At 46.9% G+C, this 24,720-nt stretch carries 24 protein-coding genes and 2 tRNA genes; 2 read left to right on the forward strand and 24 right to left on the reverse strand.

Features of this window, described 5'->3' with window-relative positions:
• The 3 genes from BUA17_RS17515 to BUA17_RS17525 form a co-directional block, all read right to left on the reverse strand.
• On the reverse strand, positions 1-304 hold a 304-nt coding region (locus BUA17_RS17515), incomplete at its 3' end, for a transposase (RefSeq protein WP_170867880.1).
• Between the two features lie 149 nt (positions 305-453).
• Complete coding sequence (locus BUA17_RS17520) at positions 454-936, reverse strand: NucA/NucB deoxyribonuclease domain-containing protein (protein WP_079696176.1); 483 nt, start codon at positions 934-936, stop codon at positions 454-456.
• A gap of 112 nt (positions 937-1,048) precedes the next feature.
• Entirely contained in the window at positions 1,049-2,197 is a 1,149-nt protein-coding gene (locus tag BUA17_RS17525; protein ID WP_072734464.1) for a sensor histidine kinase, read from the reverse strand.
• Between the two features lie 303 nt (positions 2,198-2,500).
• Between BUA17_RS17525 and BUA17_RS17530 the strand changes: the two genes are divergently transcribed.
• Positions 2,501-2,689, forward strand: coding sequence for a DUF6199 family natural product biosynthesis protein (locus BUA17_RS17530; protein ID WP_053784205.1), 189 nt, complete (start codon positions 2,501-2,503; stop codon positions 2,687-2,689).
• A 144-nt stretch (positions 2,690-2,833) separates the two neighbouring features.
• A complete protein-coding gene (locus tag BUA17_RS17535) occupies positions 2,834-4,036 on the forward strand; it encodes an MFS transporter (protein ID WP_072734465.1) in 1,203 nt (400 codons plus the stop codon).
• Positions 4,037-4,108: 72 nt separating this feature from the next.
• Here the strand turns inward: BUA17_RS17535 and BUA17_RS17540 are convergent, their stop codons facing one another.
• The 21 genes from BUA17_RS17540 to carA all read right to left on the reverse strand — a co-directional run bounded on the left by BUA17_RS17540 (position 4,109) and on the right by carA (position 24,512).
• Positions 4,109-4,438 (reverse strand): DUF1904 family protein, encoded by a 330-nt coding sequence (locus BUA17_RS17540; RefSeq protein WP_063567881.1) that lies wholly within the window; start codon positions 4,436-4,438, stop codon positions 4,109-4,111.
• A 171-nt stretch (positions 4,439-4,609) separates the two neighbouring features.
• The gene (locus tag BUA17_RS30655) at positions 4,610-4,732 is read right to left on the reverse strand and encodes a sporulation protein YjcZ (RefSeq protein WP_079696179.1); all 123 of its coding nucleotides are present in this window, start codon (positions 4,730-4,732) and stop codon (positions 4,610-4,612) included.
• Positions 4,733-4,848: 116 nt separating this feature from the next.
• A complete protein-coding gene (locus tag BUA17_RS17545) occupies positions 4,849-5,529 on the reverse strand; it encodes a hypothetical protein (RefSeq protein ID WP_072734466.1) in 681 nt (226 codons plus the stop codon).
• 171 nt (positions 5,530-5,700) lie between these two features.
• Positions 5,701-5,871, reverse strand: a complete 171-nt coding sequence (locus tag BUA17_RS31245; RefSeq protein ID WP_157258415.1) for a hypothetical protein — start codon at positions 5,869-5,871, stop codon at positions 5,701-5,703.
• A gap of 81 nt (positions 5,872-5,952) precedes the next feature.
• A complete protein-coding gene (locus BUA17_RS17550; RefSeq protein WP_072734467.1) occupies positions 5,953-7,509 on the reverse strand; it encodes a hypothetical protein in 1,557 nt (518 codons plus the stop codon).
• Positions 7,510-7,747: 238 nt separating this feature from the next.
• Complete coding sequence (locus BUA17_RS17555) at positions 7,748-8,170, reverse strand: hypothetical protein (protein ID WP_063567878.1); 423 nt, start codon at positions 8,168-8,170, stop codon at positions 7,748-7,750.
• 139 nt (positions 8,171-8,309) lie between these two features.
• Complete coding sequence (locus tag BUA17_RS17560; protein WP_063567877.1) at positions 8,310-8,507, reverse strand: hypothetical protein; 198 nt, start codon at positions 8,505-8,507, stop codon at positions 8,310-8,312.
• A gap of 187 nt (positions 8,508-8,694) precedes the next feature.
• On the reverse strand, positions 8,695-9,927 hold the full coding sequence (locus tag BUA17_RS17565; protein WP_090953422.1) for a beta propeller repeat protein: 1,233 nt from the start codon (positions 9,925-9,927) through the stop codon (positions 8,695-8,697).
• Positions 9,928-9,950: 23 nt separating this feature from the next.
• Entirely contained in the window at positions 9,951-10,319 is a 369-nt protein-coding gene (locus BUA17_RS17570; protein WP_072734468.1) for a hypothetical protein, read from the reverse strand.
• Between the two features lie 244 nt (positions 10,320-10,563).
• A tRNA-Ile gene (locus BUA17_RS17575) sits at positions 10,564-10,637 on the reverse strand.
• Positions 10,638-10,693: 56 nt separating this feature from the next.
• A tRNA-Met gene (locus BUA17_RS17580) sits at positions 10,694-10,767 on the reverse strand.
• Positions 10,768-10,838: 71 nt separating this feature from the next.
• Entirely contained in the window at positions 10,839-11,003 is a 165-nt protein-coding gene (locus tag BUA17_RS31250; RefSeq protein WP_162842468.1) for a hypothetical protein, read from the reverse strand.
• A gap of 132 nt (positions 11,004-11,135) precedes the next feature.
• Positions 11,136-12,590: an ABC transporter substrate-binding protein gene (locus tag BUA17_RS17585; RefSeq protein ID WP_063567874.1), complete on the reverse strand. Its 1,455-nt coding sequence runs from the start codon at positions 12,588-12,590 to the stop codon at positions 11,136-11,138.
• 21 nt (positions 12,591-12,611) lie between these two features.
• On the reverse strand, positions 12,612-13,475 hold the full coding sequence (locus tag BUA17_RS17590; protein ID WP_072734469.1) for an ABC transporter ATP-binding protein: 864 nt from the start codon (positions 13,473-13,475) through the stop codon (positions 12,612-12,614).
• Positions 13,476-13,477: 2 nt separating this feature from the next.
• Positions 13,478-16,372, reverse strand: coding sequence for an ABC transporter permease (locus BUA17_RS17595; protein WP_072734470.1), 2,895 nt, complete (start codon positions 16,370-16,372; stop codon positions 13,478-13,480).
• Positions 16,372-17,487, reverse strand: a complete 1,116-nt coding sequence (locus tag BUA17_RS17600; protein WP_072734471.1) for an efflux RND transporter periplasmic adaptor subunit — start codon at positions 17,485-17,487, stop codon at positions 16,372-16,374. The genes BUA17_RS17595 and BUA17_RS17600 overlap by 1 nt, the downstream gene beginning before the upstream one ends.
• Positions 17,450-18,388, reverse strand: coding sequence for an ABC transporter ATP-binding protein (locus BUA17_RS17605; protein ID WP_139295690.1), 939 nt, complete (start codon positions 18,386-18,388; stop codon positions 17,450-17,452). Before BUA17_RS17605 ends, BUA17_RS17600 begins: the two co-directional genes overlap by 38 nt.
• Positions 18,389-18,659: 271 nt before the next feature.
• Positions 18,660-19,301, reverse strand: coding sequence for an orotate phosphoribosyltransferase (pyrE, locus tag BUA17_RS17610; protein WP_062326374.1), 642 nt, complete (start codon positions 19,299-19,301; stop codon positions 18,660-18,662).
• On the reverse strand, positions 19,298-20,038 hold the full coding sequence (gene pyrF / locus BUA17_RS17615; protein ID WP_072734472.1) for an orotidine-5'-phosphate decarboxylase: 741 nt from the start codon (positions 20,036-20,038) through the stop codon (positions 19,298-19,300). Before pyrF ends, pyrE begins: the two co-directional genes overlap by 4 nt.
• Positions 20,039-20,149: 111 nt before the next feature.
• A complete protein-coding gene (carB, locus tag BUA17_RS17620; RefSeq protein ID WP_063567868.1) occupies positions 20,150-23,368 on the reverse strand; it encodes a carbamoyl-phosphate synthase large subunit in 3,219 nt (1,072 codons plus the stop codon).
• 1 nt (position 23,369) lies between these two features.
• Positions 23,370-24,512, reverse strand: a complete 1,143-nt coding sequence (gene carA / locus BUA17_RS17625; protein WP_053784194.1) for a glutamine-hydrolyzing carbamoyl-phosphate synthase small subunit — start codon at positions 24,510-24,512, stop codon at positions 23,370-23,372.
• Positions 24,513-24,720: the final 208 nt, after the last annotated feature.

The following is a 24,720-nucleotide window of genomic DNA, read 5'->3' on the forward strand; positions in this document are numbered from 1 at the left end:
CATTGAATTGAATACGCCATTTTCTAATAATCCTAGGAGAGGGTATATTGAAAATGACCGCAGCTTCATTTGGAGACGTCCCATTCTCGTTTATATAGGTGAGTACGTCTAGTTTAAATGTCTTAGTGTAAGCTGTATAGCTCTTTTCAAAAGCTTTGACGCCGTGATATTCGTATTGCCTAATCCACATACGTAAAGTTTCATGATTTATCCGTAATGATTTTGCAATACTTTTGACTCCTTCAGTACCATTCTGATATCTATGAATGGCTTTCAATTTCTCATCTAAACTGAATTTAGGCAAAAAAACTGCACCTCCATTGTTAGTCGTGTCTAACAAATGGGGTGCAGTTCAATCGACGTCTGGTTTTATTTTTGCCTTTTACTTTACACCACACTCTTTCAAAGCCAAGGCATTTCTCCATCAATTACTTTCTCATTCATAGTCCGTCGTTATTTCACCACAAACTTTACTCGAGTTCCATCCGGATATGTACTTAGTTGGTTTCCCACCCATGAGCCTGCACCACGATTATCTTTGGGACTAATATATTGGATATCCGCACCCGCTCCGCCTTCTGCACACATCGCCATTGGCCATTCATCCCGATCTTTCCCCTTTTTGACCGGAACACCTTTGAGGGACAAATCCCGATTACCTTCAGCTCCACTGCGATCAATGGTGCATACATCCGAATGTCCTGCCTTGATGGCCTTCTTGATATGATTGGCCGTTTCGGGATAGCGCTCGGCCGGGAATGTGATGGTATGATCTACGCTCCCCTTACTTCCTCCAAATTGGGACGGTATATCCAGAGACCATTCTCCCCCAACCCATGCATAGAGAGCTACCATTAACATGGCCACCAGCGTCAATATCTGCTTTTTAAATCGTTGCTTGCCCTTGCTCCTTTTACTTCTGCGTCTTTTACTCATGCTGTTTCTCCCCCATTCAACACTTGCATTATACCAGAACGCCAGTTCGCTAAACAATATAAAAAAACATAAAAAAACAGCCGACACTTCCCGGCTGTTCGTTCTGTATAGACTACCCTACGTTAGGAATCGCCTGTTGTCGAAGTAAAGGTAAGGTTACCTCAAACTTCGTACCTTTCCCCTCGGTACTCTCCACCGAAATTTGACCGTCCATCAATTCGAGCAACTCTTTGCAGATGGTAAGTCCAAGTCCGCTGCCGCCAAATTTGCGTGCATGAGAGAGGTCTGTCTGCGTGAATGCTTCAAACAATTGATTAATTTTATTATCCGGAATGCCAATGCCGGTGTCATGTACAGTGAATACCAGAATAACGGTATCCCCTCGCCGCTCCTCAACGTCCATCTGTAATTGTACTTCACCTTGTTCCGTGAATTTAATGGCGTTGCTGAGCAGGTTATCCAGCACTTGTCGGAGACGCAGAGGATCACCTGTGAGTACATCAGGAGTAGTCAGATCCGCATGACAGAGCAAGCGAATTTGTTTATTCTGCGCCGCAGGTTCATGCGTTTTAATAATCTGTTGAATCAGCTTTAACGGCTGAAATTCGATTTGCTCCACTCTCATTTTCCCTCTGCCCAGCTTGGCCATATCAAGACTATTGTTGACAATGTTCAGAAGAGCCTCCCCTGACTGGCGCGCAAGCTCCAGGTACTCTTTTTGCTCCTCACTGTTGTCACCCATGCCCACAAGTTCGATCATGCCCATAATCCCGTTCAGCGGCGTGCGAAGTTCATGGTTCAGCTTCCCAATGAACTCCAGCTGTCCCCTACTGTTCATTTCTGTCAGCGAAGCTGCCATACGTAACTGCTGCTCAGCATATTTTCGCTCCGAAATATCGTATTGAATCCCTACAAAAAACAAACATTCCCCTGAATCATCGAAAATCGGATCAATATTCAGTTCATTCCAGAATTTCTGTCCATGCTTCGTATAGTTTAGAATCTCTGTCTTGATCGACTGACGCTTCTTCAATGCTTCGCGAATTTTCTGTACGGTTTCCGGATCCGTATCCGGCCCTTGCAGGAATCGGCAATTCTGTCCAATCGACTCTTCCGCACTATATCCGGTTAATTCACTAAAATATTCATTTACATACATTAGAGGAAAATCAGGCAAGGTAGCATCGACTACGGTCACGGAAGATTTAATCTTAGAAATTATAAATTCCCATTGTATAGCGAGTTGATTGTATTTAGTCATGCTTCCTCCTTCATCTCACCAAACTTTGTTGCGTTGTGTTCATGCTCCTAATGCAGCTATCGATAACCCGATGGTATGTGATTATATAAAAACAATATAATTAATTGTAACATAGTTATTCAAGCCATGTGTTCCTTGGGTAATATCTGAATAATACATTCACAAAACTTATCATGTCATCAGGAGGGTCACTCATGAAATTTTTATTAATCATTATTATTATTATTTTGCTTGTTTTCTTCTTCTCCAGACGTAAGCGTTAATTTTGAGCCGGTCATGTAAAATGAGGAAGGAAGATCGGGTATGAGAACCCTCTTTTTTATATTCATGACACTTTGTATCATTAATTTGTGCTTCCCGAAATTTGGCTGGTACTTGCGTTATGGCTGGATTTCTCGGGGAGAGGCTGAGCCCAGCAGACCGTATATGGCGATGACCAGAATGACCAGTCTGTTGATGCTGCTTATCGCTTTTACGCTCGTTGTGGCTTGAATTATAGAAACCAGAACGGCAGCTATCCCTTGGGACAGCTGCTTTTTTGCTGCTTCAATGACGGGAAAATGACAACTTTGTTTGTGGTGCGTTTGCAACGATACCCGTAATATATAATTATCGTTGTGGAAAGGACACCTTAGCATGAACATCGCATTTTATCCATATTGGGCTGCCAAAACGCTGCTTTCTCTCATTAATGTTATATATATCATGGTTATCACGACGTTTATTTACGGTCAGACCGGGTCTGTCCTTTACGCTGCGCTGTTTCCATTCATTCAAATGTCAGCTCGTATCGTCGCAGGGTTCACTGCACCACTGCTTGTGAACCGTTTCGCATTCTCCAGGCTGATTATTAGCATTCCTTTAGCCAAAACATTGATGATAACCGGAATCGCCATCGCATTTACCGATCTCACTGCTCACATTCCTCTTCTGCTTGTGGGAATAGCGATCCTCTCGTTCCTGGACGGATGGGAATCTCCATTAATAAACACATTAACTCCACGATTGGTTCAAGGAGAAGATCTGGTGAAGGCGAATAGTTTTCTCTCATTCTCTACTCAGACCGTGACGATCATTGGATATGCGATGACAGGATTCATCGTTATGCACTGGGGGGCTTCACAAACATTCTGGGCGGCTACAAGCTTATCCTGGGCTGTCCTGCTTCTAATGATTACGATCAGTTCACTTACCCGCGATATGCAGGAAAAAGTCGAGAAATCCACTTCCAGATGGGATGTATTAAGGGAAGGTTGGCTTATCCTTTGGAAAAATCGATCGTTGCGCCTGATAACGTTCATGGATCTGGTTGAAGGTCTTGCTGGCTCCATCTGGATCGGTGCTATCACGCTTGCTTTTGTGAAAGAAGCTTTGGGCCAAGAGGAAGGTTGGTGGGGACTTATCAACTCCAGCTATTCTGCCGGCACCATTCTTGGGGGAATTCTGGCCATCGCCTTGGCCACTCGCATACAAAAGCACTTGATCTCCAGTATGGCCATAGGTTCTCTTCTCTTCAGCTTACTGACCATCGCATACGGTTTAAACAGCCTTCCTTGGCTTGCTCTGGTATTGTGTATGCTTATGGGTCCTGCTTATCAGATCCGCGATATTGCTCAGCAGACGGCTTTTCAGACCCGTGTGCCCATCGAATCACTGACCAAAGTAAACGCAGCACATGGAATTATTCTCTCAGCTTCCATGAGCATATCTACGGTAATCTTCGGTCTGATTGCTGATCAAATGGGGATTCGGCTAGTATATTTGATTGGCGGTGCCTTATTCATCGTATCCTCCCTGTGCTCTTTCCGGTTAAATCGAATTAAAGAGCAAAATGATTGAATCAAAAAAAGACGAGCACATATCTGCTCGTCTCTGCTGCATCCGAACATCATCGGTGCAGCCATTTTATTCTCAATCCAATCGGTAATCTGTCAACGGCTTGCCTTGTTTATAATACAGCGCTGGTGACAGTATATTGAAGAAAATATGCACATCAGGCAAATCCGCTTCTTCCAAAATAACCTGCATTGAGGAAGCGATACGATTATGAATCTCCTGATCACGTTGGAACATCAAGATCTCTACTGAAGCCGGAGAAGGAGTAAGGGCTTGTACGTCATGACGCTCTGCCTTCATTCTCTCCCGCGGGATATTGGTAATCAACGCAAATTGCTCCGTGATGCGAGGTACAACTTCCTCCAGCTGAGGTCCTGTGAATCCTTTAAAACGAATAAACGGCATTGCTATCCCTTCAATCTCTATTATTAGTCTCTTATGTGATTTTAAGCACATTGTTTTCGGTTGTCAAATCTCTTTCATCATATCATTTTTTTCATAGAAACGCAGAAAAGCCCCGCTGAAGTCTCAGCGGAGCATACACGCAACCAGGGTCTCACCTTGTTCTACAGCGGCTTACAGCCAGAAAGATTTAGTGATGATTACGAGCAGGATGAAGAGTACGAGAATTGCGCTTGTGGAAGTCCATCCGCCAAATCCACCAACATTGCCGCCACAACCGTATCCAACTTCACTCATTTGATTGGCCTCCTTTGAATTTCAAGGTATGCCATAACATATGTCGATTCTAACATGAATGACCGGGCTATACGGCAAGCTAACCGGCCCAATCATTGTGTATTCTGTTAGTTGAATTATGCCGAAGGAATGACTTGGATGTTGATGTTCACATCATTTCCTGATACTTCACGATAGAAGTCTGCTGTATTTTGCTGCTCCAGGACAATCAAACGAGTACGTGTATCGTTTCTGGACGCCAAAACCACTTGACCATCCGGGGCAATACAATAAGCGATTGGAATTGAAATTTCACTGTTAGGATATGAACCGTCCGCATGGCTGGTCCCCATAACAATGCATTGATTTTGTATCGCCATCTGCCGCGCTTCTTCAACCCACTCTGTATACTGCTCTTCACTGAACATCCCCACACCAATGGAATGCATAATCAAATCCACTCTGCCAATATTCTCGTTGCGAAATCCTTGCAGTACCAGTTCGTCACATAACAATGTGCTTATGGTCCAGTCCTGTTCCTTAATTACCTCAGCAGCGGTATACTTCGCTTTCTCCAATACAGTCTCCCCAGCCTTGTTAATAATGATCGCACGGTCCTTGGGACGTTCATCCAACCTGCGATGACCTGATACAATCATCGTTCCATATACAGCCGCCAGACGGCTAGCCTCTTCCACGTTCTGATTCAGATAGCCTTCAGGAAAGAACAACACATCCGCTTCTGGATGTTGTTTCAATTCCGCTTCCAGCTGCAGCAATTGTTGTTCCAACCTGGGTTGTCCAATAATAATCTTCAACGTTTATCCCCCATTCATGAATAAAAGCCGGTTCATACCTGTATCAGGTATGAAACCGGCTTAAAGGTTGTACACGCAGGATTCCTGCTCACCGCACTTCGCTTCAAGAGTAATTGTCTTTGGCATATCGTTACGTCTAACAATTACTTTTACAGTTTAAATGATATGTAGTTAGGAATTTCTGTGTTCAATTCTATCATAAATCTCCTGCCCGTCATAACCTCGATCTGTGGCTATATCTTTGGCAAAAAGTACCATATCACCAGTCGCAGCTGAATTTGCGCCCAACGCTCCCACAACCGCCGCAAGTGGATACAGCAAAATGGTCAGAACCTTCTTCATGCACTCATCTCCTCTTCCGTATACAGGAAATTTTTGTGTGATCATCCTAATAATACGATGAAAAGAAGTAAGTTTCAATCTTTATAGACACTCGAAGCTTTTCAACAAATCTATTGCTTCCTCATGATCAGGTTCCAAAGCCAGTACTTTCCGTGTGTAAGCCAGTGTTTCTTCTTCCAGTTCAAGTTCATAACAACACACAGCCAAGTCGTACAGCACAGCTGAGTTCTGTTTTCTCGAATCAGTACCTAACGACAGCTCCAGAAATCGCTTGGCGTCCTCATACATATACATCCCATATAACAGCTGACCTACAAGAAACGCCACATCTCCTAGCCGCTCCATTACATAATATGAAGACCACATGATGTGGATTCCAGACTGAATATCAAGCATTTCCTCATCGCTTGCATCCGGTAGAAGGTTCGAAATCCGGTTGGCACTATGAATCAAAAACTCAGCATCATATCCGCCCAGACGCCAGAACGGTATAATCTGCTTCAATTCCATCCGCTCTACCTGATGATCCATCCATTCTTTCATACTGAAGAAATCATCGGGTCCAAAACGTTCAACAAATCGGTGATACGCCAGACGAGTGTTTATGTACCCCAGTGGTTCGTCCACCATCAACATACATCCAACGTTCAGATCTTTATAATGATGTGTTGTGAAACGAGTGTGGGCTCCTTGCTGTTCCAATACATATTGAATGGCATGATAATTTGCCGTTAAAGAAAAACTTCCATGAAGTACAAATTCAGGAGGCTCGGCAAACTTCCAGTTGTCCAGTCGATGGTCACCTTTGTCCGCAGTAATTAACACATATCCTGAATCTGATAACCTATTCAATCGTTCGAGACAGGACAGACCGATTGCCGGGAACATAATGTGCGAATCCTCCAACTCTTCCTTGTACAGAGCGATAAGCCCTTGATACGGATAGTCTTCTGCACTGTACTCAGGTGCACGGCGGTATTCATAACTCAGTATCATGTTTTTCAGCAACTCGGCAGGCTCCGAATGAAGAGCAGATTCTGGAGATTGGAGGAGTATGTCACACTCGTATATCTCACCCTCACCGACATAAATTAATTCCTGTGGAATGCTGTCAAAAAAGTAATTGGCAATCAACAGCAAAGGTTGCTTCAGATCGCCCGGTCGAATAACTGTATCCGCCACTACCAGATTCAACTCGGTGTCCTCTATCGCGTCAAAACGTGCGAAATCCAGTATTCCTTGGTCAATAAAGGATTGCATGGACGGATGCTCTCTCCAGCCCAATACATTATCTTCGACCAGATCGGTCATTACATATCGAAAAGCTGGCAGCTGCACGCCTGCAAAATCTTTCAACTCTGTCAGTTTGAACAGAATTTGGTGCGCCAAGCGGCCTACGCCCGCTCCAAGTTCCAGAATGGTCACTGTCTCGGCCGTCTTTCCTTTGCTGGCGAGATCTTGAAGAAAACCAAAAATCATCTCGGCATACGCCATTGCAATCATGGGGTTACTCGTAATATATTGCGGAACCTGATTCTCGGTCCAAGCGTGCAGCCCTTTCTGTTCATAATATGCCCGCTGCCAGTCCCATACCGGAGCTTCACTGAAGCGGAATCGTTGTCCTTCGTTTTGCATCATTGGTTGAAAACCTGCTTTCCATTCATAATTTCATCGACATTTCGGAATTTCCATTCCATCTTCTCATAGACCGTTCCCTTAATCTCTAACGCATTATATCATAAACGATGCCTGATCCAATGAAGTGCTAAACCACACTCCTGTAAAATAGAAAAAACCTGCCTTTCTCAAGGCAGGCAATGCTCGTTAATACATTTATACTCCTTCTATAACGAACTGTTGGCAAGGGCGCTCAACGTTAGTCCGAATATACGGCTCCATCAAAGTTCTCAGGTCCTACACGGATCGTACCCAGCAAGTTAGAGCTGATAAATGCAGTGTACGTCAACTGAGGTGTTATTGGTGGATTGAAATCATCCGCTGAGAACGTAATGACCTGAGGAGCCAGAATGCTCAAGCTGAACGTAGACGTTGCAGAATAGATGACAGGATCCGTTGCTAAGGTCCCTCTGACAATTGTTATCGTTACACCTACGAGGGCTAATGGAAGCTGCACTGATACAGTTCCTTTGAATTGTACCCGTGGGTTTGCACCAGCACCAGCTGTTTGCAGACCAATCTGACCAAACAGTTGAGGAGTATTGATTACGAGAATCGGGATAGCAATGGAGTTCGCCAAACTCGCATTCTGCGATGTTCTAGCATCAAGAAATTGACTCATGAAATCTACCTCCTTCTGTCGGGGATATGATAGTATATGTGAGATTTGAGATATGGCATGGACAGACACTGATATTTAGAAAAAAGGGCATATGAAAAAGACACTGCCCGTATTGCTACGGTAGTGCCTCCAGAATTTCTTAATCGAAGTTATGTTCGTTTTTCTCCAATCTCTCTTTTAATAATCGAATCTCTTGCTTCAAACCTGAGATTTCCTCCCTTAAACCAGATCTTTTTATTGCCATTGAAAACACAGCATATAAAATCAGACCTACCAAACCAATGAAAATAAATATAGTTAAAATCCCTACAAAACCCACAGCACTAGCACCATTCATAACTTTAAATTGTCACCACCTTTATAACATATATTTTAACAATGATACCATATATTTATTTTATCAGCTTTGTTTGCAATTTCGTTAGCATTCGCCTGCCATAAAAAAGCTCTGCTAGCATTATGCTAACAGAGCTTTCTCACAGTGAATTATTAAGTAATTCCCTCATCACTTTAAAGTAATCTAATCAACTTCCAAAGTAAACGTCCAATTTTCCAGTGGGCGGAGTGGTTGCCATCCAAACTGCAGCCAAATTATCGGGAGCATACGTTGTAGCGGTAATATAATCACCAATTAATACGGTAGGCACCGGTGAATTGCCGTTGGGGTTAAACGAAGTCGTTGTGAGTCGGCGATTCGCAAAGGTAGCTCCTCCGTTAAACGATTCAGCAACAAACACATCTAAAAGAAACCCGTCAATCTGATTGGAATAATAAATAACCCTTACAGTTCCTGTGAATGGCGATACAGTAATGGAGGGAAAGAAATTTTGAGAACCAACAGGGGCTCCAGTAATGCTTACGGGATCTGACCATAGAAGCCCATCCGGTGAGCTGCATAGGAAAATGTCGGTGTATCCATTCCGCGCATCATTCCAGGTTGCATAGACTTTACCACTAAAGGTTCCATTGGATATGTCAGCTCCCAAGCTCAGGTTCGTCTGCACGCGAAAAGCATAATTCGTGACAGGTAAAGGAGATGGGGCAGGGACAACAGAAGCAATCCATGTGGATTGTCGTTCAATTGGCGGCTGGAACGTAGCCCCTCCATCGTAGGAGATGCGAAGCAGTGCGTACGGACTATCCGGCCCTGTAGTAATATATCCTGCATATACCTCACCAGTAAAACCTATAGCTATAGAACTTCTGTCATGGAAACCTCTTGGGCTTGAAATTCGGCTCGGAATCTCCCACGTTGTCCCCTGATCTAATGACCTTTGCAAAAATGTGGACGAAGCCAATGTAGCAAGAGGGGTGTACCCCACATACGCATTCCCCCGATAAGGGCTTCCAGGTGTTCGATCCACTGCTATAAACGGCTCATCATTATGAACGATAAGGCCATATCCCTTGTTCACAAACACGGGAGGAGTCCAGGTCACCCCATCATCCAGGGATGTGTAACTGATGATTGTACCGTCATTATCACCGTTAAATATGTGAACTGTCACTATAAACGTACTCGGAAATGTGTAATCAATGGTTGGTGCTTCAGCGCCTGCATACCCGGCAGGCTGCTGCATAGTTGTCGTTGACCATGTCTGTCCACTGTCAGTAGAACGATAAACGCCGATAAGTGTAGGTCCTGTACTTGTGTCAACAGCAACCGCACACATGATATTCGGAAGTAACTCGTTGGAAGCAATCGAGGGTTCAAATTGGTTTCCACCGAGTGCTCCTGTGATATTTACAACGGGCAAGTACCTCATCTCCATTCCAAAGATTAAGGAATATTCGTAAACCGGTCAATTAATATCATTTCTGACTGTAAAACACGTTGAATAATATTACCTGTAGAATCAATACCATATGCATGAATAATCGTACTTGTAGCACTAAAGAAATCTGCTTGGACTTCATAAAATGCTGCATCGTTTAGAGCATAAATCAAGGTCCGAGATGCCTGGGGGCCTACTTGAAATAAATCGTGCCCAATTGGAATTCTGGCATTTTGAGTAGTGTCCCATTTAAACACTTCTATCTCTATATTTACAGGAATATTAAGAGAATCATTTAAACAAGTCACAAGAATCTGAGTAGCCACACTTCCACCTGTTGGCGAATTGTAGATCAACCCTGTAGAGTTTGGCAATCGAACTATCCCTCCTCTTTGAACCACAGATTAACTACACTATTTGTACGCCCCTATCATTTAAAGTAGTACGGATTCTTTGTTGAAGGGGAAATACAACAAAAAAGCCTTGATGAAGCAGCAACGAATGATGATGCTCATCACCATCGAACTTTTGCAGGCTTTATTCCAAGGCTCAGTTAATATCAGTTTTGAGTTTATAACAATAGAAAAAAACCCTTGCTACGCAAGGGTTTCGAGAGAATGGGCCCTACAGGACTCGAACCTGTGACCAATCGGTTATGAGCCGACCGCTCTAACCAACTGAGCTAAGGGCCCTGAACAAAAATGTATAACGTTCAGATGATGGCTGTGAATCATCCAGTAAAACTAAATTGCGGGGGCAGGATTTGAACCTGCGGCCTTCGGGTTATGAGCCCGACGAGCTACCGGGCTGCTCCACCCCGCGTCAGTAAGAAATATTAAAACAGCGACTTAATTAATATACACCATACCTGCCCCACATGTCAAGGGGTAATGTTAGGGAATGAAGCGTACGCCATACCGCCCTTTTTTTGAACGATATACTTCCACTTCAGCTGGCTCGTTATGACCGTAAATCCACCCATCCTGCTCCATCCGTTTTGCAAGACACCCTGCCTGAAATTTGGTTGTATACAATTTGCTGAAATATACCCAGTGCATTCCACTCGTCCTTTCTTGAAGTCATCATTTATCCCTGCTTTTGTAGAATACCCCAATTCCATAAAAATAGCCGCCGAAGATATAAATCTCCAGCGGCTGCATCTATGATTTTTTTACAAGATCATCTAACTTTTATTGAAATGTGGCTTTAGGGTTCTTTTTCAATTTCTCCAGCATCTCGTTCCCTTTGGCTGCCCATTCACCAAGCGCTTCTTTTGGTGTTTTTTTGTTCGCAAGAACTTGATTGAAGTATTCCATACCCTTGTCACTTACTTGCCACAGGTTCGGCATTTTTTGATACATTTTATCCAAGTTCGTATTGGTCGGAGGTATAGGTTTCAGTGTATAGAACGCCTGGATATTGTAATCCAAGCCATCCTTCGGTTTAATAAAGCTCTTCCGGGAAACCATCTCATAACTGCTGCGAGCTTTGATTTTCGCCCAGTCTTCACTGTTCATATACTTAATCAATTCCCATGCATCATCAGGGTTCTGAGCTGAACTATTAATGGCCATAAGGTTGCTCAGATAAATGTTACCTCCGATTTCAGGAGCCTCCGGATGAACTGGAGGTGTAACAACATCCCAGTCTACCTTCGTAAAGTCTTTCATTTTATCTGCATTTTTATTGGCATCAATCAACTGATTAATGTAGCTGTAATCTCCAATCACCATGGCTGTTTTGCCACTCAGGAACAGATCACCCTGAAGCGGATTATAACGTCCACTCTCATCCTGACTATCCTGCGGTTCGTCTCCTTTAGGGATGACTTTATCTAAGGCAAGCTTGCTTATCGTGCTCCATACTTTCTCCCATTGAGGAGAATCTACAGTCATTTTCTCCGCTTTGTCATCAAAAATTTTCAGCTGCAAAGAGTTATAATACTGGGACATCGTATAGTATGGAGAACCGCCTTGATAGGTACTGAAAGAGAATCCAAATACATGGTCTTTTCCTTCACCTTTGGTAAGGCGTGTACCCAGGTTGAAAATATCATCCCAAGTCATATTATCCGTTGGAGGCTCCACGCCTGCTTTCTCAAACATACCCTTGTTATAGAACAAAGCGGAAGAGGAGAACGTTGGCGTCAAAGCGTAGATGCTCTGATCTCCCAAATCCTTAATTCCTTCGAGAACACTTGGCACAATATCCGTAGTATCAAACTTGTCTTCCTGCATCAGTGGGTCCAGTTGTTTCACCATGTTTTCCTGAATCAACGACTTGACTGTCGCCGTATCCGCCACGATGACATCTACCGGGTTATCCCCTGTCATAATCTTCTTCAAGCTTTCCATCGTATCCGGAATGTCCTTCTGCTCTTCCTGGTTACCATAGCCATACATGCTGCCCTGATCTACCGCAGGTACAACTTCAATCGTTATATTTGGATGTGTCAATTCAAAAGCATCGGTAAACTGCTGACGGAAATAGCTGTCATCCTGGCCACCCCATAACGTCGCTACACGCAATACACGCTGCTCGTTATCCTTGGACTCACTCGCTGTACAACCCGCAAGCAGCGGCAATGCCAGACTAGCTGTAGCCAACACGGCCAGCACTCGTTTTCCCCAAAACCTGTTCTTCATCTCCCAATTCCCCCTCTAAAATTATCTTGGCGGTGTAATGACAATACGTTCACCGTCAAATTCCAATGTGGCACGATTATCAATGGACAGCGCCTCCAGATACTCCTTTGGCACCTGAAGTCGTCCCGCCCGGTCGATAATGACAAAAGCTTCATGAATATCCGGGGCTCCTGCCTCCGATAAGCCATGTTCGTCATCCAGATTCGGATTACGTTTCACAAACTCGGTGCTGGTCAAGCCGTCCCGAATCGCCACGATCCGGTCCACCTTACCAGCAAGGGTTAGATCATGAGTAACAATCACAATCGTGACCCCGAGTTCCTTGTTCATTTTGCGAAAAATGCCCATGATGGTATCACATGTCTCTGAATCCACCGAACCTGTCGGCTCATCGGCAAGCAGCAGCTTGGGGCGATTAGATAGTGAGATGGCAATCGCTACCCGCTGCTGCTCCCCACCGGATAATTGATGCAGCTTGTTGTGCATCCGATCCTTCAGTCCAACCCACTCCAGCAGCTGCATGGCATAGGTGCGATCGCGCTTGCCTCCCAAAATCATGGGCGTTTCCACGTTTTCCAGTGCTGTGAGGTATGGCAGCAGGTTACGGCCGTTATTTTGCCAAATGAACCCTACGGTATGACGTTTGTACTCCACCAATTGGGCATCTGTCATTTTCAGCAAATCCCAATCCCCGACAACGGCTGTACCGGCTGTTGGACGATCAAGTCCACCCAGAATATTGAGCAATGTGGATTTACCACTACCACTGTTACCGATGATAGCCATCATTTCACCTTGATTGACAGTCAGATTGAGACCTTGAAGGGCAACGACTTCCACATCGCTGGATTTAAAAATTTTGACAAGTCCTTCGCATTGGATCACGTTTACCTCTCCTCTCCCATTTTGACTGCCTGGTGAACACGCAGCCTGCGGATTTGCCACAGCAGCATCGTTGCTCCAATGATCAGCATGACCACGGTCACGCCGTATAGTTGCAACATATCTTTCTCTTCAAATACAATTCGGAACGGAGGTACCTGTGCGGACACATTATCTGTCGTTTGCAGGAAGGGCAGGAACAGACGGCTGGATACCTGACCAATGCCAATACCAAGAATGATGGACAGACCCGCCGTGAACACCTGCTCCAACAGCAACATACCGCTCAATTGTGCCCGGGATAACCCCATCGCCCGCAGGACACCGAACTGTACTACACGCCCGGATAGATTGAAGAACCAGTACAGAATGTATCCGATCAGGGAAATAATCACCGACACAAGGAATCCGAGACTCAGTATGCCGAACACCCCACCCCTTGACGGATGTTTGCCCTGTGATACCAGCTCTGTACGCACATCGCGCACAGACGATAACTCAATGCCTTCTGCTGCAAGTTTCTCCATCAAAGGAGCAACTTTGGCATCCGGCTCCATCTTCAACCAGACCTCATATGGAATCAGAGGCACCTGATCATAGATGTAATCCAGATTGGCAATGAAAAACGGCATTTGATCCGGGTACTGGGCAGGCCAGTAAGGTATAATGCCAAACACAACAAATTCAATCGCCTGACCCTGTACACCAATGGAGACGAGGTCTCCGGTTTTGAGCTTGAATTTGTCTGCAAATTTGGAAGAGATCAATACGGCCCCTTCATATTTTCCAAGCAAGTCAAGGTACTTATAAGGATGAGCCGGGAACAGATCGTTGCGGAACCACGCCACTTGGGCAAAATCCACATTGTCGATCCCCACCAGCATTCCCTGTCCACCTGATTTGCCAGAGACAATAATGTTGCCTTTCGTTTGCAGCACTCTCGCTGCATGTTCGACACCATTCAGGCTGCGGAACACTTCAAAAGGTGGCTCGGAATAGATCATCTTCGTGGGTTGTGAAGTACCACCGCCCCCACCTGATCCACCTCCGCCGCCTCCAGAACCACCGCCACCGTTTCCTCCACCCTGTCCACCGCCTGAACCTCCGTTTTGTCCGGAACCCGTTGGCTTAACCTCAGGTGTGCCTTCCCATACCGTCTGCATAATAACATCCGAACCATAGCGATATAACGTGCGCTCGGTTGAGTTCAGATCAATGGTACGAGCCGCCGCCGAGTTATACACACCGAGTCCGAGTGTCAATACAAGCAGGATCATCAAAGGATAATAAGAAGATGATGAACGTGAAAGCTGCGTCAGTGTCAGATACAGTGGAACCGGGAGAAACTTGCGCCCGATCAGCTGAATCAACTTCAAAATCCACGGGAACAATCGTAAGAAGAACAGTCCCAGTGCAAAGATCGCGAGTGCCGGTACAAAGAACAGAAACGGCTGTACCTGAAGCTGATCTGTCGTCATTCCGGTCTGGAACGTCAACATTTGCCGTTCATAGAACAAGTAGTATCCATATCCGGCGAGCCCCAACAGCGCGATATCCAGGAACCAGCGCTGCCATACCGGTGCACGATCTGTTCGTGCTTGCCGCCGCTTAGCCGACACAATCGTGGCCCGCGCATAGGTTACTGCCGGAATGAGCGAGGCTATGATTGCCACCAACACGGCGATAAGGCCGAGCAGGATGGCTTCTTTTGATATTCCGATCGGAATGGATTTCCGATCCACGAACGACAGAAATCCGCTCGCTGAACCGATGCTTTTCGCCATAAACCATCCAAGAAACGGGCCAATGACAAGAGCAATCGCTCCCAGGAATATACCTTCAAGCAGATAAAGAGAGAAGATCTGCCGGGCAGAAGCTCCCCGACTGCGCAGAACCGCAATGTCACTCTCCTGCTTCTGTAACGACTGTCTGGCATTCATGGCAATAAAATAAAAGACCATCGCAATCATCGGTGCTGCCAGTGTGAACAGCATGGTCTGCAATTGCAGACTCTGACTGCGGAATTGTTTCAGCAGATCCCCGAAGGTGATGTCCACTTTCGTATCCTTCAACCGCTGATACAGATCGATATCCAGCCTTTCCAGCACAGAGGTCAATCCCGAGAGCTGGCTCGTTTGAATCTCTTTCAGATCAAATGCATAATACCAACGTGAATTCTGAAGAGGGATCCCTTTTTCCTTTAACAAAACATTATTAAATACCGATTCATCCACATATAGTCCGTTCATCATACCGTCAAATCCCTGTACCCAATACGGGCTGCTAGGATCATCGGCTTTGAAAGAACCTATAATCTTCACACGCAACGTAATATCGAGACCGCTGTAAATTGGATATTCCAGAACATCTCCGATATGCAGATCGTTACGATACATGCCCTCTTCGAGCATGACCGCTTCAATCGTATCGTCCTTGACCTGGTTGCCCGGCTTCACTCCCGCAGAATAATTAACCTGTGCATCCAGGCCTGTCATCGTCCCCAGACTCATGCTGCGGACCCGGCTGGCATCCACTTTCGTTGGGTCTTCCGGGTTCACTTCCGTGCTGCGGATGGAACGGGAGTTCACATACGTATGAAAAGGAAATCCAATGTCACGGGGCACATCCTCGCGAATATATCGATCCACCTCTTCCAGACCACGTGTGTCTGTCTTCACACCACCAGGTGCCTGGTAACTCATGAGCAACGAGCCGGCTGGCAGTCCCTCACTGTTATCCTGCAGCGTCTGGGCCACGACCCGCTTCAGCGCACCATCGGCATACATCGGAATACTAACGGTGAACGCTACCGCCACAATCAGTCCGATCAGTGTGCTGAACGTCATCCAGCGAGTGTTCCACATTTTGCGGAACAACAGTCGAAGCAATGGCAGCCCCATTAGCGGCCCACTACTTTCTGTCCAACGGTCAGACCTTTCAGAATCTCCACATCCGTGGATGTCTGCTGCCCAACTTCTACGTCCACTTCACGCTTGCTTCCATCACTCTCCACCACTTGCACGTACGTTCTTGAACCGATGGAGCGCAGAGCGGATACTGGAATGACAATCGCGTTCTCTGTTCGCTGCGTGACAATCGATACCGTTAGAGGTGTACCGCGTTCAACCCCTTTGGGCATTTTCGCCAGCGAGACGATAACATATTGATCCAGGCTTTCTTTCGCTGGAGGCGTTCCGCCTTCCCCCGAACCTCCGCCATTACCACTTCCAGTACCCGATGCTTGGGCAACAGGCATCACTTTAACTTTGCCAGCCACTTTGCCTGCGCCATTAATGTCCACATCCGCCTTCATGCCAGCCGAGAACTTTTCCAAATCTTCCTTGGCAAACGTAGCTGCGACAACCAAGTTGGATGTATCTGCTATGGTCGCAATCGGGTCATAAGCTTTGACAGCCGCACCCTTCTCCACCTGCACAGCAATGACTGTTCCACCGAATGGAGCGGTCAAAGTGGCTTTACCCAACTGATCCTCCAGATCGGCGAGTTCCTGACGAAGTTCTTCAAAGGCAATCGTGGACTCTTCGAACTCTACCGGGTCCATCTCATCCCGTTTGCGAAGCGTTTCCTTCATTTGCACTTCCGATTTGCGAATCTGCAGGTTTTTGGCCCGGATTTCCTTTTCCACGCTCTCTACATCAAGAACAGCGAGAAGTTGACCTTTTTTCACTTTATCCCCTGGTTTTACATTCAACTCTTTGATATGCATACCGTCCAGCGTAAAATACACCTTTTCTTCCCGCTGGCTCATCATCTTGCCGCTTCCGCTTACTTTCTTCTCCAGCGTCTCTGTCCGAACTTCATATTCCGGCTTCTTGGAGATCGTTGGCGGTGTAATTGGCGGAAGTACTTCTTCCTCTGTCTCAGCCGGCAGCAAAGAGCAGCCGGACATCGTTGCAGCCACTATCGCACTAAGCACAATAAGCGCTGCGCGTTTCCCCCTCTTCGGAGCGGCCCCTTTACTTGATAAATCTGCCGTCCGCCATTTCATAAACATGGTCCGCAACCTCCAAAATCGTAGGATCGTGTGTAGTCATACAGATCGTTACTTGTTCAACTTCAATAATATTGCGAAATACAGCCATAACCTGTGCTCCCATTTTGGAATCGAGTTCAGCTGTCGGCTCATCCGCGAGCAATAATCTCGGTCTGTGGGCTATCGCCTTGGCGATGGCCACCCGCTGCTGCTCTCCCCCGGACATCTCGAATGGACGGTGCTTGACCCGTTTGGTTAGTCCGACCAGATCCAGACAATGACCTACCCGGTCTTTCCATTCCGAACGCGGCACGTCCGCCATGCGCAGCGACAGCTCTACATTTTCCCAGGCAGACAACAAGGGCATAAGCGCATACGCCTGAAAAATAAAACCAATTTCTCTGCGCCGCAAAGCGGTCCGCCGCCGGTCTCCCCAATCTTGAAGAGGCTGGCCGGAGAACAGAATGTCTCCACTGGATGGCTGATCCAGCCCACCCAGCATATTGAGCAGCGTCGTTTTCCCTGAGCCCGACCGCCCTTTCAACATCACCAGCTGTTGCGGGTTCACTTCCATATCGATGCCTTTGAGCACATGAATAATACGGCTACCCGTCTGGAAACTGCGATGAACATTGCGAACCTCCAGCACAGGTCCTTCATATGGAGGCAACAGATCCTTCTTGGAGGGCTTGGACTTCACTTCAGGTTCAACTGCTGCAACCGCAACTTCCTCTTGGCTTGTTTCATTGGTTATGTCGTGCGGGTCGATGGATGTATTCTGCGGTTCACTTATGTATGCCGATTCCTCCTGCCCGACTGGTTCCTGCTGCTCCGTGAGTCCGACCGCACTGTCCTCGCCTGACTGGCTCTTGGCAGGTCTGATTTTGGAAAATAAATTCTTCATGCCAGCAATCACGCTCATCCTTTCTTCATATCCCGTTCACTTCATCAAGACACTAAAAATAGAAATCTATTCCATACTACACTGCATTATAAACGACGGATCACAACTAAAAGTTACAAGCTTTTTACAACGTTCCAGTGAAAAAGTTAATATTTTGATGAACAAACGAAAAAAGCACCCCAAAGTGCGGGATGCCTCTTGAATATTCAATGTATTTGCCTCTATGGCGGCAATCATTACAATTTTGATACCGTTCACAATCAAACTGTTCAGTCGGGTGTGAATGATATTATTTACCAAATGAAGAAGGATCTTCACGCCAAGATTTGAGCAGTTCAAAATCACTCTCCTGGATTGTACCCTCAGCCAAAGCCACATCCATCAGAGCTGTGTAATTGGACAGGGTTTGCAGCGGAATTCCCGCTTCTTCAAAAGCTTTAATGCCTTTGTCGAGCTGATAGCTGAAAATCGCCAGTACAGCCAATGGAGTCGCCCCGGCTACACGTACTGCTTCAGCGGCTTTGATTGAACTGCCGCCTGTCGAGATCAGGTCTTCAATGACAACAACCTTCTGCCCCTCAGTGATCAGTCCTTCAATCAGGTTCTCTTTGCCATGTCCTTTGGCTTTATCACGAATGTATGCCATCGGCAGATTCAGCTTTTGCGCCACCCAGGCAGCATGCGGGATACCCGCGGTTGCTGTACCTGCGATGACTTCTGCATCGGGATATTGATCACGAATGATCGCAGCAAAGGCTTCAGCAATGTCATTACGAATCTCGGGATAAGACATCGTTAGACGGTTATCACAATAGATTGGTGATTTGATGCCGGATGTCCAGGTAAATGGCTGCTGCGGACGCAGCGCCACCGCTTTAATTTTCAACAGTTGGGAAGCAATATGGTTAGGGATCTCAGTAAGTTCGATCATGCGTTTAACATCTCCTTCAAAATGGTTTCTGCTGCTTCACGTGGATTGGGAGCGCCCGTAATTGGTCTGCCTACAACAATGTAATGGCTGCCTCTGGCAATGGCTTCACCTGGCGTCAGGACACGAGTCTGGTCTCCGAGGCCACTTCCCGCTGGGCGGATGCCTGGTGTGACCGTGTGAAAATCACTGCCACAGGCTGCGCGGATCGCCGGTACTTCCAACGGGGAAGCAACGACGCCATCAAGACCTGCCTCATGGGCTAGTCCTGCATAACGGACTACTGCTGCCTCAACGCTTCCCTGGATGCCGATCTCAGCATTCATCGTTTCCTGGCTGGTACTGGTCAGCTGGGTAACCGCAATAATCTCAGGTCTGCGAAGAGAAGGATCAGCAGCTAGAGCCGCCTCAGCACCTTCACGGGCAGCACGCATCATGCTTGTACCTCCAGCTGCATGCACATTGAACATATCCACTCCCAGACGGGTGATGCTTTCAGCACCCCCACGAACCGTGTTTGGAATATCATGCATCTTCACGTCAAGGAATACCGAGTACCCCTTCGACTTCAGCTCGCGAATGAAGTCCGGGCCAGCGGCGTAGAACAGCTGCATGCCCACCTTCAGATAACAGGGAATGCCTTCTAAGGCTTGTACTAATTCCTGAGCCTGCTCCGCTGCGGGATAATCGAGTGCCACCATCAGACGGCCAGCCATTTCGTTGAAATTCGGGTGATTCATATTCCAGCGCTCCTTCCAAAAGCTTGATTTTTCCGTTTTTGCCCGATATAAAGGACATCCCGCCAGCCCGAAGGCTGACTGATGTCCTTGATCAGTGACAAATCGTCTTATTTATTTTACAAGAGCTGGCATAGCCTCAGAGGAGAAGTTGATCGTTTGCAGCATGATCAACAGGGCACGGATCGTATCCAGTGAAGTCATACATACAATCCCGTTCTCTACCGCCTCACGACGAATACGGAATCCGTCACGCTGCGGGGTTTTGCCTTTGGTCAGCGTATTGAACACAAAGTTTGCTTCGCCGCTGCGGATCATATCGAGAATGTTCGGCGAACCTTCACTTAATTTGTTCACCGTCGTCACCGGAATGTTCGCTGCTTCAAGCGCAGCTGCCGTACCTCCGGTAGCCATGATTTTGTATCCCAGTCTATAGAAACCTTCAAGCAGTGGAACAGCTTCCTCTTTGTCTTTGTCCGCTACCGTTACCACGATTGCTCCGGTGGCCGGGATCTTCATGCCTGCACCGATAAGACCTTTGAACAACGCTTTAGCGTAATTCGGGTCACGACCCATAACCTCACCTGTGGATTTCATCTCAGGTCCAAGCGTTGGTTCCACACGACGCAGCTTCGCGAAGGAGAAGACCGGAACTTTTACGGAAACATGATCCGATTCAGGCCATAGACCGTCGACATATCCGAGGTCTTTCAGCTTCACGCCCAGAATGGCTTGTGTTGCCAGGTTCGCCATCGGAATGTTAGTTACTTTGCTCAGGAAAGGTACTGTACGGGATGAACGCGGGTTCACCTCGATGATGTACACTTGACCCTTATGGATAACAAACTGGATGTTAACCAAACCGATCGTTTTCAGTTCTTTTGCAATCTTGATTGTAATCTCTACAATTTTCTCTTTGAGATCCTGGGACAGGTGCTGTGGCGGATAAACCGCGATGGAGTCACCGGAGTGAACCCCTGCGCGCTCGATATGCTCCATGATACCCGGAATCAATACCGTTTCACCATCACAGATCGCGTCAACCTCAACCTCTTTACCCATCATGTAACGGTCGATCAGGACCGGATGCTCCGGATTGATTTTAACCGCCTGCTCCATATATGTCAGCAATTCTGCATCGGAGTATACAATCTCCATCGCACGACCGCCGAGTACATAGGAAGGGCGAACCAGTACCGGGTAACCCAGACTTTGAGCCGTTTCAACCGCATCATCTACCGAAATGACTGTTTTTCCTTTTGGTTGTGCAATTTCCAGACGGGAGAGCAAACGCTCGAACTTCTTGCGATCCTCTGCCTCATCAATGTTTTCCAGATCTGTTCCGAGAATCGTTACACCAGCGGCACGTAGTGGTGCTGCCAGGTTGATTGCTGTTTGACCACCAAACTGTACGATAACACCTACCGGCTGTTCCTGTTCGATAACGTTCATTACATCTTCGAAGAACAGGGGTTCAAAGTACAAGCGATCCGATGTATTAAAGTCCGTAGACACCGTCTCCGGGTTGTTATTGATGATAACTGCTTCATAGCCTGCTTTTTGCAGAGCCCATACCGCGTGTACTGTGGAGTAGTCAAACTCAATCCCTTGACCGATCCGGATTGGACCAGAACCAAGTACGACTACTTTTTTCTTATCTGAAGGAATGACTTCATTCTCAGTTTCGTAAGTAGAGTAGTAATATGGCGTTGTTGCTTCAAACTCAGCTGCACATGTATCTACCATTTTGTAGACTGGGCGAAGGTTTTCCTCTTCACGACGTGCTCTGATTTCAGCTTCTTTCGTCAGCGTACCTCCTGGTTGACCTTCAGCCCGCAGCTCAGCAATGGCACGGTCTGTGAAGCCAAGACGCTTCGCTTGATACAAGGTTTCGGAGGACAATTCGGATTCCTCACGAATGCGATCTTCGAAGCGGATCAGCCCTTCGAGTTTATCCAGGAACCACCAGTCAATCTTCGTCAGATCTTGAAGCTGTTGCAATGTATACCCTCTGCGGAATGCTTCAGCGATCAGGAAGATACGCTCATCGTCGGCTTTGACCAGACGCTCGTTCAGCGTTGCTTCATCCAGGGTTTCGGCATCTTTCAGATACAGACGGTGTACGCCGATTTCCAGGGAACGAACAGCTTTATGAATTGACTCTTCGAATGTACGGCCAATCGCCATAACTTCGCCTGTCGCTTTCATCTGTGTACCCAGTTTGCGGTTCGCTGAGATAAACTTGTCAAACGGCCAGCGTGGGATTTTGCTCACGATATAGTCCAGTGTTGGCTCAAAGCATGCATATGTTTGGCCTGTTACCGGGTTCACGATTTCGTCCAGTGTGTAACCCATGGCAATTTTGGCAGCCATCTTAGCAATTGGATAGCCCGTTGCTTTGGAAGCTAGTGCCGAAGAGCGGCTTACCCGTGGGTTAACTTCGATAACATAGTACTGGAAGCTGTGCGGATCAAGCGCAAACTGTACGTTACATCCACCTTCGATGTTGAGGGCACGGATGATTTTCAGGGAAGCTGAGCGCAGCATTTGATATTCACGGTCAGACAGCGTCTGGCTTGGTGCCACAACGATACTGTCACCTGTATGAACACCTACCGGGTCAAAGTTTTCCATGTTGCAGACTACGATACAGTTATCGTTCTTGTCACGCATAACCTCATACTCGACTTCTTTCATGCCAGCAATGCTTTTCTCCACCAGACATTGCCCGATCGGGCTGTAACGAATTCCTGCTGCTACGGTTTCGCGCAGTTCTTCTTCGTTGGAACAGATCCCGCCGCCTGTTCCACCAAGCGTGTAGGCTGGACGGACGATGATTGGATAACCAATCTCATTCGCAAAATCAAGTGATTCCTCAAGTGTTGTTACGATTACACTCTCGGGTACAGGCTGTTCCAGTTCACGCATCAGATCACGGAACAAATCACGGTCTTCCGCTTTCTCAATGGATGTGAGCTGTGTTCCGAGCAGTTTGACATTCTCACGCTCAAGGACGCCAGCACGTGCCAGTTCCACAGCCATGTTCAGACCCGTTTGACCGCCAAGGGTTGGCAGCAAACCGTCTGGACGTTCCTGACGAATGATTTGCGTTACAAAATCCAGTGTAATCGGTTCAATGTACACTTTATCAGCCATGTTGGTATCCGTCATAATCGTAGCCGGGTTGCTGTTGATGAGTACAACTTCCACGCCTTCTTCTTTCAGTGCCTGGCATGCTTGTGTACCGGCATAGTCGAACTCGGCCGCTTGACCGATGACGATTGGACCTGAACCAATCACCAGGATTTTTTTGAGATCTTTGTTAATCGGCATGTTATTGTGCTCCTTTCACTGCGGCTGCCAATACGGCTTGACGCGGCTGTTGCGGGTGAGTAATCTTGTGCTCCCGAATCATCTCGATGAAGCGGTCAAACAGATAGCTGTTATCATATGGTCCTGGCGCTGCTTCCGGGTGATACTGAACGGAAAACGCCGGGAATGTTTTATGTTTCAGACCTTCAATGGTCTTATCATTATTGTTGATATGTGTCACTTCAAGCTCCGTATTTTTCACGGATTCTTCGTTTACGGTGTAACCGTGGTTCTGGGATGTGATGAAGCAACGTCCGCTCTCCAGTTCTTTAACCGGGTGGTTTCCGCCGCGGTGTCCAAACTTGAGTTTCTCTGTATCGGCTCCTGCCGCAAGTGCGAACAGTTGGTGCCCCAGGCAGATTCCGAAGATCGGATATTCGCCGAGCAGTTCACTGATCATTTTAACCGCGTGAGGAACGTCTTTCGGGTCCCCAGGGCCGTTGGACAGCTGGATGCCATCCGGGTTCATGCGGCGGATTTCGTCCGCTGTTACATCATGCGGAACTACGACAACGTCACAGTTACGTTTGCTGAGTTCACGCAAAATCCCTGTTTTTGCACCGTAGTCAACCAATACAATGCGTTCAGCCGTTCCCGGGCTGTTGTATACATGTTGAGTAGAAGTCATAGGAACCTGGTTACGCAGCTCAGCGATGCTGGTGTCTCCCATCATCTCCAGCAACTCTTCCACAGGTTTCGATCCTGTTGTGAGAATTCCTTTCATTGTGCCGTGGTGACGAATCCGGCGAGTCAGCATCCGTGTATCAATCTCGCTGATTCCTACGATGCCATACTCTTTAAGCAAATCGTCTACGCTGTATTCTGCACGCCAGTTACTTGGTGTCGGCTCATGACGACGTACCACAAAACCATGTACGAATGGACGAATCGACTCGAAGTCGTCACGCGTAATGCCGTAGTTACCAATCAGTGGGTACGTCATGGTTACGATTTGACCGCAATAAGAAGGATCCGAAAGCACCTCTTGATAGCCTGTAATTCCCGTATTAAAAACGACCTCACCTGTTGTTTCACCTTCAGCACCGAATGCTTTCCCGGTGAACAGTGTGCCGTCTTCCAACAATAATCTTGCCTGTGCCTGCATCCCATTTCACTCCTCTGTGTTTATCAACGTTGAATACTTTGAGTTGAACATGGGGGACGTTACGTTTGGTGCGGCTCCGTGGGCAGAAAACCCTTTGATCGCTGTTATCTCCGGATTACTTTGATCCCATTCTTCAAATGGAGTAATCCGGTGATAAAGGCGAACGCTTTGCTTCTTCGGGTTCTTTCTGCCCACTCCACAGTTACGT

This window comes from Paenibacillus sp. ov031 (genome assembly GCF_900143165.1).
GTDB classification, from domain to species: Bacteria; Bacillota; Bacilli; order Paenibacillales; family Paenibacillaceae; genus Paenibacillus; species Paenibacillus marchantiae.